Source organism: Mycobacterium sp. ELW1, assembly GCF_008329905.1.
Classification (GTDB): Bacteria; Actinomycetota; Actinomycetes; order Mycobacteriales; family Mycobacteriaceae; genus Mycobacterium.
In genome coordinates this window covers 3,206,473-3,218,779 of record NZ_CP032155.1, presented here as the reverse complement: position 1 = coordinate 3,218,779, position 12,307 = coordinate 3,206,473, and the positions used below count along the sequence as shown (strand labels likewise).

At 66.3% G+C, this 12,307-nt stretch carries 11 protein-coding genes; 2 read left to right on the top strand and 9 right to left on the bottom strand.

The genetic code is table 11. The annotated features are described in order from the left end of the window. Positions 1–14 precede the first annotated feature (14 nt). From D3H54_RS15160 to D3H54_RS15135, 6 genes are all read right to left on the bottom strand, one after another. The gene (locus D3H54_RS15160) at positions 15–1,091 is read right to left on the bottom strand and encodes a hypothetical protein (RefSeq protein ID WP_149379731.1); all 1,077 of its coding nucleotides are present in this window, start codon (positions 1,089–1,091) and stop codon (positions 15–17) included. After that, positions 1,081–2,118 (bottom strand): alpha/beta hydrolase, encoded by a 1,038-nt coding sequence (locus D3H54_RS15155; RefSeq protein ID WP_149379730.1) that lies wholly within the window; start codon positions 2,116–2,118, stop codon positions 1,081–1,083. The genes D3H54_RS15160 and D3H54_RS15155 overlap by 11 nt, the downstream gene beginning before the upstream one ends. After that, a complete protein-coding gene (locus D3H54_RS15150; protein ID WP_149379729.1) occupies positions 2,118–2,981 on the bottom strand; it encodes an SDR family oxidoreductase in 864 nt (287 codons plus the stop codon). The genes D3H54_RS15155 and D3H54_RS15150 overlap by 1 nt, the downstream gene beginning before the upstream one ends. After that, the gene (locus D3H54_RS15145; RefSeq protein ID WP_149379728.1) at positions 2,978–3,466 is read right to left on the bottom strand and encodes a polyketide cyclase; all 489 of its coding nucleotides are present in this window, start codon (positions 3,464–3,466) and stop codon (positions 2,978–2,980) included. Before D3H54_RS15145 ends, D3H54_RS15150 begins: the two co-directional genes overlap by 4 nt. A gap of 77 nt (positions 3,467–3,543) precedes the next feature. Beyond that, a complete protein-coding gene (locus D3H54_RS15140) occupies positions 3,544–5,112 on the bottom strand; it encodes an acyl-CoA synthetase (protein WP_149379727.1) in 1,569 nt (522 codons plus the stop codon). Further along, entirely contained in the window at positions 5,109–6,281 is a 1,173-nt protein-coding gene (locus tag D3H54_RS15135) for an acyl-CoA dehydrogenase family protein (protein WP_149379726.1), read from the bottom strand. Before D3H54_RS15135 ends, D3H54_RS15140 begins: the two co-directional genes overlap by 4 nt. A 101-nt stretch (positions 6,282–6,382) precedes the next feature. Here D3H54_RS15135 and D3H54_RS15130 point away from each other — a divergent pair, with 101 nt between their 5' ends. Together D3H54_RS15130 and D3H54_RS15125 are read left to right on the top strand one after the other, a co-directional pair. Beyond that, positions 6,383–8,305, top strand: coding sequence for a flavin-containing monooxygenase (locus tag D3H54_RS15130; protein WP_149379725.1), 1,923 nt, complete (start codon positions 6,383–6,385; stop codon positions 8,303–8,305). After that, positions 8,302–9,189, top strand: coding sequence for an SDR family NAD(P)-dependent oxidoreductase (locus tag D3H54_RS15125; RefSeq protein ID WP_149379724.1), 888 nt, complete (start codon positions 8,302–8,304; stop codon positions 9,187–9,189). Before D3H54_RS15130 ends, D3H54_RS15125 begins: the two co-directional genes overlap by 4 nt. Here D3H54_RS15125 and D3H54_RS32195 read toward each other — a convergent pair. The 3 genes from D3H54_RS32195 to D3H54_RS15110 all read right to left on the bottom strand — a co-directional run bounded on the left by D3H54_RS32195 (position 9,186) and on the right by D3H54_RS15110 (position 11,927). Further along, positions 9,186–9,821 (bottom strand): Dabb family protein, encoded by a 636-nt coding sequence (locus tag D3H54_RS32195; protein WP_353620056.1) that lies wholly within the window; start codon positions 9,819–9,821, stop codon positions 9,186–9,188. The two genes, D3H54_RS15125 and D3H54_RS32195, sit on opposite strands and share 4 nt — an antisense overlap. 337 nt (positions 9,822–10,158) lie before the next feature. Next, positions 10,159–11,085: a LipP1 family hormone-sensitive lipase gene (gene lipP1 / locus D3H54_RS15115; RefSeq protein WP_149379722.1), complete on the bottom strand. Its 927-nt coding sequence runs from the start codon at positions 11,083–11,085 to the stop codon at positions 10,159–10,161. Beyond that, the gene (locus D3H54_RS15110; protein WP_149379721.1) at positions 11,082–11,927 is read right to left on the bottom strand and encodes an IclR family transcriptional regulator; all 846 of its coding nucleotides are present in this window, start codon (positions 11,925–11,927) and stop codon (positions 11,082–11,084) included. The genes lipP1 and D3H54_RS15110 overlap by 4 nt, the downstream gene beginning before the upstream one ends. Positions 11,928–12,307 lie beyond the last annotated feature (380 nt).

The following is a 12,307-nucleotide window of genomic DNA, read 5'->3' as shown; positions in this document are numbered from 1 at the left end:
CGGCGGCTTTCTGCTCAGGCGAACTGGAACGCGCTCACGGGTGCATCCTCGGGGTAGCTGGCTGGACCGCCGAGATCGTAGGCAGCGTTGAGGGCGCTGATGAACTGCGGATCGTGCAGCGGCTCGCTCGGCACGTCGAGTGTGATGCCCTTGCCGTTGAGGTCGTCGACCATCATGTCGATGGCGCGCTCGATCGTGATGTCGTCGGAGCCGTCCATGTTCTTCTTCAGTTCGTCGAAGTCGGTGAAGACTTCGGCCGACCAGTGCACGAGGAATCGCAGTTCGTCGGTGTGGTGACGGGCGATCACGTCCTCGCCGTTCTTCAGGACCCAGCTGTCGCGGTCGGCAGGATCGCCGGCGAAGACGGTATCGAATTCCAGTCCGGCCGGAACCTGTTGCTCCAGTGGTCCATTCGCCTCCCCGCGGTGCACCATCATTTCGTTCTGCACGACGACCCCGCGGTTGTTGATCGGCGGCAGGACGCGGGCAGGTGGCTTGAGGGGGCCGTCCGGCCAATACGTGAAACCGGATCCTTCGTCGAGAGAGAACCAGGTGATGACCTGAGCCATCTTGATGAGGTAGTCGGTGAACAGCCCGGACTTGCCCATCACGCTGCACAACCAGGTGGGCGCATTCGAGTGGCGCACGCCGCGGAAGCTGGGGGAGTCCAGGTGTCCGGGGTCGCGGTTGGCGCAGGGGCCATTGATGTTGAACAACATCATCTCGGGCTTGGCGTACTGCGCGTTCCAGTAGCTCTTCGCATGCTCGACGAAGTCGGCGTTGTAGAAGCAGTCGTGCAACTCGGGGTAGAGGACGGTGCCGTAGTTTGCCAGATAGCCGCGAAAGGTGGGGGTGAGGAACAGGTCCAGCGAGGGCGTGAACCCCTCGGGAAAGGCGCCACTCATCGTGGCCATCAATTCATCGGCCGACGCGAAATGCTGAGCGATGATGAGCTTCCACGGGCCTTGCGTGTGCACGACATCGAGCAGCCGGCGTCGTTGGTCCGCGGTATAGATATCGGAGATCTCACGCGGCGGCGCCACCGGACGCAGGATGTCGGACAATTCCAGACGCTGCTCGTCAGTCAGCACGATGATCTCCTTCGGTGATGAGGCTTTCGATTGTGGTGGGCGATGGCCCGGCGGATGGGGCCGACGTCCGTTGATCGGGAGGTTCGCTGCAACCGAGGGAGTGAGAGAATTTGGTGCGCAGCAGAGCCCCGATTTCTGCGATGGCCAGCCGCCCACGAGCGGTGGCATCCGAGCGCATCAAAAATCCGTGATACACACCCGGGTAACGCGTGATCGTCGTATGCACGCCGGCATCACGCAGCCGGCACCCGTACCGTTCTCCCCAATCCCTGATCGGGTCACACTCTGCGGTGACCACGATGGCAGCCGGCAGGTCGCTCAGATCCTCTGCATAGGCTGGGATTTGGTAGGGATCGTGCGGCGCTCCGGCGCCGCGGTCGACCAGTTCGTGCATGTACAGGATGTCGTCGTGGCGCAGCATCGGCGCATCCGGCATCGACGTGATCGATGCGGCACCCATATCTCGGTCCAGGCCGGGATAGAGCAGCACCTGAGCGCAGATTCGGGGTCCGCGGTGGTCGCGTGCCGCCAGAGCGACGGCGGCCGCCAGCGAGCCACCGGCGCTGTCGCCCACCACCGCGAGGCGGCTGCCATCAAAGCCCAGGGAATCGGCATGGGCGGCAACCCATTCGGTGGCCGCGTAGGCGTCGTCGAATTGAGCCGGCGGCGGTGACTCCGGCGCGAGCCGGTATTCGACCGCTACCACCGCCGCGCCGCTGGCGTGGGCCAGCTCCCGCGCCAGGGGTTCGAATGAGTGATTGCTTCCCATCACCAGGCCGCCGCCGTGCAGGTACACCAACACCGGTGAGTGAGGGTCGTTGGTGGGCCGGTAGATCCGCAACGGGATCGACCCCGCCGGTCCCGATGCCGCCACGTCGCGGATCTCGGCCATCGGAGGCATCTGCGGACGCGGCGCGGCTTCGAGGCCGGACCGCACCGCGGCCAGACCCCGGATTCGCATGGGAGGCAGCACACCCAGGGACGCGACGCGGTCGGCCGCGTCCGGATCGAGTTGTGGGGGACGCATCAGTGCCGGCTCGGGTCGAATCGGCGCCGGGTGCGCAACGTCGGCGGCTCCTGAGTGGTCAGCACCCGGGCTCGCTCCGCCATCGCCGAGCCGACGTAGTCGGGTTGAGTGAGCAGATAGAACCGGTCTTCGGCGGCTTGGTCGAAGACCACCTGTGCGGCGCTCAACGGGTCCATGGCCTCGGCCTTGATGTCCAGCATGGCGGCCCGCTGTGCCTCGGCCGCCTGTGCGTCGCCGGAATCCACTCCGCCGGCGGACTCGAAGATGTTGGAGGCCACAGCGCCGGGCAGTACCGCCTGGACGTGCAGGTGGTGAGCATGACCCGCGGATTGAACTTCCAGATGCAGGCACTCGGTCAGTGCGAGCACAGCGTGCTTACTCATGATGTAGGGCGCCTGCAGAGGGACCACCGCGACGCCGCCGACCGAGGACAGGTTCCACACCCATGCCGGCGCATCGGTGGCCATCATCTTCGGGAGGAACGCCCGGATACCGTTGAAGACCCCGCTGATGTTGACGTCCACGACGCGCTGCCAGTTGTCGACGGGGGTGTCCCACAGGTAGCCGAACTGTTCGACACCTGCGTTGTTGACGAGCAGGCGAACGCCGCCGAGATCGCGGTACACCTGATCGGCCAACGCTTGGACGGCGTCGGCGTCACGCACATCGCAGACCGCGTCGATCGCGGATGCACCTGTCGCGCAGAGTTCTTCGCGCAGCGCCGCCACGGCGGCGGCGTCGACGTCGGCCAGCACCACCGTCATGCCCAGGCTGCTGGCATGGCGGGCCAGGCCCGCGCCGATTCCGGCGCCGGCACCGGTGATGACCGCGACGCCCCCGCCGAAGGTCTCGCGGGCGCTCACGCCGGTTGCGTACCGGCTGCGGCCTTGGCCGCGTGTTGAGCGAACGGAATCGAATCCTCGGCGTCGAGCACCACCGTCAGGGAGGTCAGCACCAGCGAGTCGCCGGCGCGCCGGATACCGGCGTCGGCGATGCCGCTGGACACCGCGAACGGCACGTTGTTGGTGATCTGGTTGACGAACATATAGAAGCGAACAGTGGTCACGTCGCCAGCCACACCGGTGCGAAAGATGTTGGTCGCGTGGTGCCGGCATGGATACGGGTTCTCGTTGCGATGCTCGGTCAGCCACGCGAGTGTTTCTGCCTTGCCGCTCAATTCGGCTGCCAGCAGGTGCTCGAACGGGCAGTTACCGGAATCGGACCGACTCAGGTACTCCATCTCGTCGGCGAGGCGGATTCCCACCTCGTCGAAGTGGCCCTGGTCGTAGTGATACCAGAATCCGGCGATGAACTCCTGCACCTCGGCCACCGTGATCTCGTTGCTCATACCCGGCAGTCAACTCGGGCCGGGCGCCAAAAAAACCGCACCTGCCCGTTGAGTGGAACACCCAGATCGAGGTGGGGTTACATCGGTAGTGTGAACCGTTGCCGGAGGTCGCGTTTCAGCAGCTTCCCGCTGGGGTTTTTCGGCAACTGATCAACGAAGAACACGTGTTTGGGCGTCTTGAACCCGGCCAGGTGTTGCCGGCAATGGCCGAGGACGTCGTCCTCGGTCAGCTCCGCGCCGGAGCGCGGGACCACCGCGGCCACCACAGCTTCCACCCACACCGGGTGCGCCAGCCCGAAAACCGCCGCCTCCTCGACACCGGCGTGCAAGTACAGCACGTCCTCGACCTCGCGACTGGCCACATTCTCGCCGCCGGTCTTGATCATGTCTTTCTTCCGGTCCACGACATGGAGCAACCCGGCGTGGTCGTAGAAGCCGAGATCGCCCGAGTGGAACCAGCCGCCGCGGAAGGCCTCGGCCGTCTTGTCCGGGTCGTCGAGGTATCCGAGCATGAGGTGCGGACTCCGATGAGAGATCTCGCCGACAGTCCCCGCCGCGACCGGGATGTCGGAGTCATCGAGGATCGCGGTTTCCACGTTGAGCACCGGGCGCCCCGCGGCACCGGCGTGAAGCTCCTGATCTTCCGGGCCGAGCGCGGACGCAAGTGGTGCAATCTCGGTCTGCCCGTAGAAGTTCCAGAGCTGCAGGTTGGGTAGGCGGTGCCGGATCTCGTGCAGGATCTCGGTCGGCATCGCCGACGCTCCGTAGTAACCCTTTCGCAAGCTCGAGAGGTCGACTCGATCGAACACCGGACTCCGCAGCAGGCTGATCCATACCGTCGGGGGAGCGAAGTAGTTGGTCACCGCGTACCGCTCGATGGTGCGCAGCACCATCTCCGGATCGGGCCGCGGTAACAGGATGCTCGTTGCGCCGAGGTAGATATCGGTCGCCAGGAAGTTGTCCAGCTGCGCACAGTGGTAGAGCGGCAGTGAGTGAATTTCGATGTCGTCGGTGCTCATCGATCCCGCGGTGATGGAACTGACGTACTGCCACATCAGACTGCGGCTGGTGTGCATGACGCCCTTGGGCCGTGACTCGGTTCCGCTGGTGTACATCACCCGCAGCAGTTGGTCATCGTCGACCCGGGGCCTCGGCGGGGGCGACGTGGTGGTCAGGCTGTGATCGAAGTCGATCCATCCCGGTGGCAGCGGCGATCCCGGCGCGGGGATGGCGATCCGCGTCGGGACAGTTCCACTGCGGCGCATCGCTTCCTCGGCCACCGCGGTGAGATCAGCCTCGGCGATGAAGCCCGTGGCTCGGCAGTGATCCACGATGTAGGCGATTTCTTCGGCGGTGAGCATGAAGTTCAGCGGGACGAGCACCACTGCTGCGCGCGCCGTGGCGAACGCGAGCACCGCGTACTGCCAGCAATTGCGGGCCAGCAACGCCACCCGATCACCGGGCCCGAACCCGTTGTCGCTCAACGCGGCAGCGGCGCGATCGACGAGCTCGTCGAACTCGGCGAAGGTCAGGGTGACCTCACCGTCGACGACAGCGACCTTGTCCGGGAACCGGCGGGCGGTGCGCCGGGGAATGTCTCCGAGGCCGTGACCGCGGGCGGCGCCAACCAGGTCCTGCACACTCACGCCGGGGCCTTCGTTCGCGTCGGGTCCAGGGCGAGGTCGCGCCCGATGATCTCCCGCATGATTTCCGAGGTGCCGCCGTACACCCGGGTGACGCGCGCGTCGACAGCCGCGCGGGCGATCGGGTATTCGCGCATATAGCCGTAACCTCCGAACAACTGCTGGCAGCTGTCGAGCACCCGGAACTCCATCTCGGTTGCCCAGAGTTTCGCCTTTGCGGCGTCAGCGGGAGTCAGCCGACCGGCGTTGAGTTCGATGACGCAGCGGTCGACGAAGGCCTCTGCGACCGCGACCTCGGTTGCCGCGTCGGCCAGCGCGAAACGCGTGTTCTGCAGGGCGCCGATGGGCTTCCCGAAGGCGGTGCGATCGCGAACGTGGTCGATCGTCCACTGCAGCGCGGCGCGAGCCCGCCCGAGGCTGCCCACCGCGATCTGCATCCGCTCCTGGGGGAGATTGCGCATCAGGTATTCGAAACCCCGGCCCACGTCGCCGAGAACGTTCGCTTTCGGTACCGCCACGTCGGTGAAGGACAGCTCCGAGGTGTCTTGGCAATGCAGGCCGAGCTTGTCGAGGTTGCGGCCTCGTTCGAAGCCGGGCATGCCACGTTCGATGACCATCAACGTCAGTCCCCGGTGGCGATCGGGGGAGGTGCGCACCGCGGTGATCACCAGGTCGGCATTCTGCCCGTTCGTGATGAAGGTCTTGGCGCCATTGACCACGAAGTGATCACCGGCATCGGCACCGCTCGTCCGAATGGCGGCGACGTCGGAGCCCGCCCCCGGCTCGGTCATGGCTATCGCGGCGATCAACTCGCCCCGCACGAAGCCGGGCAGCCATCGACGGCGCTGCTCGTCATCGGCGACCTCCGCGAGATAGGGCAGGCAGATGTCGTTGTGTACCGCGAAGCTCAGTCCGACGTTGCCGGCGTGTGCCGCCATACAGCGCTCGATGAGGATCTGGTTGTAGCGAAAGTCGTTGACGCCCATGCCACCGAACTGTTCAGGCGCCGCGAAACCGAGCAGACCGATCGCTCCCGCGGCCGCGAAGACATCGCGCGGGGCGATGCCGGCGGTCTCCCACGACTCGATGTGGGGAGCTATCGCCTTGGCGGCGAAATCGCCGGCCAGGTCACCGAAGGCCAGATGGTCGTCGTCGTAGTGCACGCGCTGCATGGACCGAACTCTAAGACCGCAGGCGGCTGCCACCGCTGAGTCTCCCGCTGAGTAGACAACAGCGCTGCCGGCGGTGCGCAGTCCTCGGATACTCGGGTCCCATGAGCACTGGACCATCTGCCGTCGCACCGAGCACAGACGTCGACCCGCGCGTGTTGCGAGCTCACCTGATGCAGGCCGACCCCGGCGTCCTGGTCGCCGTGCTGGCGCAGATGACCGGCGACCCCGCTGTCGTCGACCGGTACGCCGCCAAGATCGACCACGTTCCCGACCCGCCCGAACGTGCCGGGACGACGGACCCCGTCACGATGGATACCTTGGTCGACGAGATCGTCTCGGCGCTGGGTCGGCCACGACCGGTCGGTGCGCTCGCCGCCGACGACCGTGACCTGTTCGCCGCTGCGCTGCCTGTCGCTCTGGGCGCGGTGGTCGACGACGAACACGTCGATCTCCTCCTGGAACAGGGTGGTTTCCGACCGTCGCAGCCCACGCTGCCCCGGACCACCCCGATTCCGCCGACGACCACGATGGCGATCATCGGCGCCGGCCTTGCCGGTATCGCCGTCGCGCTGGCAGCGGCCGAGGAGGGTGTGCACTTTGCGATCTACGATCGCAACGACGACGTCGGCGGCACCTGGCTGACCACCACATACCCGGGGATCGGTGTGGATACGCCGTCGGCCTACTACTCGCTGTCTCGCGAGGTGAACCCCGATTGGTCCAACTACTATCCGCAAGGCGCCGAGTATCAGGCGTATCTGGTGGCGCTGGCCGACAAGCACGACCTGCGGCGCCACATCCGGTTCGGCACCGAGGTCGAAGCCTTGTGGTGGGACGAGCAGCGGCGAGAGTGGCAGATCCACTCGCGCGCGGCCGACGGAGCTCGCACCGTCGACTACGCCAGCGTCGTCGTCACCGCCGCCGGCTACCTGAACCGGCCGCGCTTTCCGGACCTCGCAGGGCGGGATACGTTCTCCGGAAAAAGCATTCACTCGGCCCAGTGGGATCCTGACCTGGATCTTGCCGGGAAACGGGTAGCTGTGATCGGGGCCGGCTGCACGGCTGTGCAGATCGTGGATTCCTGCGTCGACGAGGTCGAACAGCTCACCGTGTTCCAACGTCAACCGCACTGGGTTGCCCCGCGCAAACGGCTCTCCGACGATGTCCCCGAACACCGCCGCTATCTGGGACGCGCGCTGCCCTACTACGCGATGTGGCACCGGCTCAAGTCGTACTGGGCGACAGCGGACAACAACTACCCGGTCATCCTGCGGGACCCGGACTGGGCGCAGAGTCATCTGTCCATCTCACCGGCCAACGACGTCCTGTTGCAGATGTGCCTGGACTACATCGACCGAACCTTCGGCGCCGGTACCGAATTGGCGCGCAAGGTCACTCCCGACTTCGCGCCGTACGGCAAGCGCATCATTCGTGATCCCGGCGGCTACTACGCGGCACTGACCCGCGACCACGTCGCTGTCGAAGCCAGTGAACCCGCGGCGGTGAATGCCGACGGTATTCGCACTGCCGACGGCCGCCAGATCGACCTCGATGTCATCATCTATGCCACCGGCTACCACCTGGACTTCCTGTCGACGGTCGACATCCGCGGTCGTGACGGCAAGACGCTGGCGGGGGAGTGGGGAGACAGCCCGCGCGCATACCGGGGCGGAACCGTTCCGGGGTTCCCGAACCTGTTCATCACCTCGGCACCGAATTACAGCCCCGGACATGGGGCGGGCGCCAACTTCGCGATGGAGGTCCTCGCCCATTTCATCGTGGAGTGCCTGCAGCTCATGGCATTGCGCGACGCGACGACCATGGAGGTGACTCAGCGCGCCTTCGACGACTATGTCGCCGACGTCGACCGGGCCATGCAACGCACAGTCTGGTGCCACACACCGAATGCCCACACCTACTACCGGTCGGAGTCGGGCCGTGTCGTCGTGGCCACGCCCTACCGACTGGTCGACCTGTGGCGACAGCACCGGGCGCCCGTCGAAGAGGACTTCATCCTGCAATGAGTCAGATCCTCGCCGGGAGAACGGCCTTGGTGACGGGGAGCAGCCGCGGAATCGGGCGCGCGATCGCCCAGCGGTTGGCTGCCGAAGGCGCCACCGTCGCGGTCACCGCCCGGGCCTACACACCGTCGCCGTCGTTGCGTTCCGGAGTCAGTCAGGCGTTGCCCGGCACCATCGAGGAAACGGTCGCGCTCATCGAAGACGCCGGCGGCGACGCGTTCGGTCTCGCCGCCGATCTCGAAGATGACGCGGCGCGCAGCGGCGTGATCGATGCGGTGGTGAAGCGCACCGGCCGCATCGACATCGTGGTGAACAACGCGGGCTATGCCGACTATTCGGTTGTCGAGGACATGTCGATGGAGACGTTCGATCGAACCGTCGAGCACTATCTGAGGACGCCATTCGTCTTGACGAAAGCCGCTGTGCCACATATGCGCCGACAAGGCGCGGGCTGGATCGTCAACATCGGATCGGTCACCGGAGTGCCGCCGGTCCGGCCGTTTCGCGACTACAACAAGACCGCCGGGGACGTGATCTATGCGTCGTGCAAGGCCGCGTTGCACCGCTTCACCCAAGGCGTCGCCGCCGAACTGGTGGACGCCAACATCGCGGTGAATTGCGTCGGTCCGTCGACAGCGGTGCGCACTCCCGGCGCGGCGTCCTTGATACCGGACAGCTTCCCGACCGAGCCAGTGGAGTACCTGGCCGAGACTGTCCTGGCGATGTGTCACCTCCCGGCCGAAAAGCGAACGGGTCTGGTGGCCTTCAGCTTGCACTACCCGTGGGCGCAGGACCTGCCGGTGCACACACTCGACGGGCTGACCGTGTTGCCCCCGTTGGAACCACCGGCAACGGCGAATCCGAACATCCTGCCCGCCGGGCTCTAGAGGATCGGCGCGCCGGTCTCGCAGAAGCTGTGGCACACCCGATCTCGCACGATCATGTCGGTCGTTTCCGGATCGAACCAACGGTCCACGACCGCCCAGTGCACCGGGTGCATCAGGTACGGACCCATCAGGCCGTCGACGTCGGTGAACTCCTGCTCGAATACGTGGGTCCACCGGGTCGTACCGATTGCCTGGCTGACCCGGCTGAGCTGCCAGGCCTGGATGGTCGGCACGTAGCGGGGCATCATCGCCAGTTCCTGTTCGAATGCGGCGACGTGGTCGTCAGGGACCTCCGGTGGCACCCGCAACAGCAGCGTTCGGTACACGACACCGCTACCACGACGCAATGGTGTTCCCTCATAGGTCACCCCATTGACTCCGGTGATTGCCGGGTCCTCGAGAACTTCGTCGAAACTGCTTTGCGCCCAGGTCATCTGATCGGTGAACCGTAGGTGCACCAGGATGTCGCCGCCGTTGCGGGAACCGGCCAGCGTCGGTTCGACGACAGTGCGCAGTGAACCGCTGGCTTCGGCTTTGCTTCGCAGGACATCGAGTATGCGCGGCCGTTCTGACTCGACGACATCGAGTAATCGCGTGACACCCCACGCTGAGCTGCCGGTCGAGTCGGGCAGTGTCACCGAGGTGTCGGAGGTGCCCAGATCGGCGGCGTGCGACGCGACACTGCGGCTGCGCTCGATCACCAGACCTGAGATGTCCTCCCACCAGCGGGCTATGGCCGGATCGGGGCGAGCCCGCCACGTCATCTGCCACCAGGCTTGCGGGCTCGGTAGGCGCCAGGTGATCGTCACGGTGTTGGGACGGTCGTCGAAACGGATCGGTGGGCTCACGAGTACGTCGCGCAATTCCATCCCGCGCTCGCGGGCCCCCGGGACATAGCCGGACAGATAGGCGTCGACGAAAGCCTGTGCGCAGCCCGGAGCGGTCACCACGCGGTCGATGACGAACACCTCAGCCATGATCGAGCAACTCAGCCAGCGCTCGGCCGGCCTCCCGGCGAGACTGGTGGGCGATGTCGAGCATGGGCATCGTCATGAAACCGTGGATGCCGCCTTCGTAGGAGCATCGGGTGGTCGGAACCCCGGCGGCGGTCAGGGCGTCTGCGTACGCGGTGCCCTCATCGCGCAGGGGGTCATGGCCGGCCACCACCACGACGGCGGGCGGCAGCCCGGTCGGATCCGCCTGCAGCGGTGAGGCATACCGATGTTGCCGATCCTCGACCGCGGGCACGTATTGATCCCAGTACCACTGCAGTGCCGGCCGCGGGTTGTAGAAGCCGCGGCCGTACAGCCGGTAGGACTCGGTGTCGAAATCGGCGGCGATCACGGGATACAGCAGCAACTGTGCGCCGATGGCCGGGCCGCCACGGTCGCGGGCCATCACGGCGGTGACCGCGGCGAGGTTGCCACCCGCGCTGTCCCCGCCGACCGCAAGCCTGGTGGCATCGCCGCCGAGTTCGGCGGCGTGCGCCGCCGCCCACTGTGTGACCGCAAAGACGTCTTCGGCCGCTGTGGGCCAACGATGCTCGGGTGCGAGGCGGTAGTCGACCGAGATCACCACGGCGGGAATGATATTGGCGAAGCTTCGGCACAGTCCGTCGTGGCTGTCGAGGTCGCAGAACACGAATCCGCCGCCGTGGGCGTAGACGAGTATCGGCAACGGGCTGCCGGATGCGTGCTGGTACACCCGGACCCCGACGCTGCCGCCGACAACGTCGACGCGGTGTTCGGCTACCCGGAAAACCGGTTCGGGGTCCGGGTTCGGGACGAAGCGGGATCGGATCGCCGCTCGGGCCTCGGCGCCGGTCATCGTATGGACCGGCGGGAAGCCGGAGTCGAGAGTGTCGATCAGGCCGGCGATCTGGGGATCGAGGGTCACGCGGGCTGCAGGCGTCCGATGGTGCGGGGCGTGGGGCCGGCGCGTAGTGGACGAAGCGGCTGCAGCGTCGGAGCGACTCGGTCCGGTCCGCCCTCGGCGCTTCGCCAGATACCCATGGCCGTCATTCTCACCGGTGCCACCAGTCGGCTGTCGAAGGCCATTCGATTCATCGGTCCGCACACCGAGACCGCCGCCACCGCGTGACCGTCCGGGCCGATGGGTGCGGCAACGCAGCCGAAGCCGGGCAGCGACTCCTCACGTTCGAAGGCCACTCCGTGCGCACGGACCTTCGCCATCTCGGCGGCCAGCTGCGGAGCGGTGGCGATCGAGAACCGGGTCTTGCGGTCGGACAGATCGAGCCCGGTGACGTCCTTGTCGGCGAGGATGGCTTTACCGATCGCCGTACAGTGGGCCGGCTGACGCCCGCCGACGCGGGTCGGGATCGCCGCTCCCATCTGTTCGCCGATCTTCTCCAGGTAGACCACGTCGGAGCCGTCCAGGACCGCCAGGTGCACGACCAGCCCGGTTGCCCGGTGCAGGTCGCGCAGTAGCGGGATGGCGGCCCGATGGATGCGGTCTTGATGCAGTGCCAACGATCCCAGCTCGACCAGCCGCATCCCGAGCTCGTAGTCGCGGCCGTCGCGGCGCAGCCACCGCAGCGCGACCAGACGCTCGAGCATCCGGTGCGCCGACGATCGAGGCAGGCCGGTGCGGCGCACGATTTGTGCCAGCGTCAGCCGCCCCGGCCCGTCGAATGAATCCAGGACCAGTGAGATCCGGTCGATGACGGCGCTCGGCGTCTCACTCGACTTCTCGACAGCCTTCTCGACAGCCATTGTCATGGGGGCCTCCTTGCTACCACTGCATGCCAACCCGGCATATGACTATTAGTCATATAGTTGTAGCACGGTGGTGTGGGCGCTGTCACACCAACACGCAGACCTCATCCGCCCGGTGCTCGACGCCCGGCGCCCATGCCGCATCAGCCGAGCGGCGGCATGGAACCCCACGGACCGTAAGGCCCGTTCTGGTGACCGGCGCCTGCGCTGGAATTGGGCACAGCGAAGCCGGCAACTCCGGCAGGCCCCAGGCAGCGGGATGACGAGACCGCCTCGCTGCATGGATCCACACTCGCGTTTGCTACCGGTCCGGCCATGAACCCGGCGGTCAGGCCGGCGGCTGCGATGGCTACCGAGAGTCCTAGTGACTTGATTTTCATCAT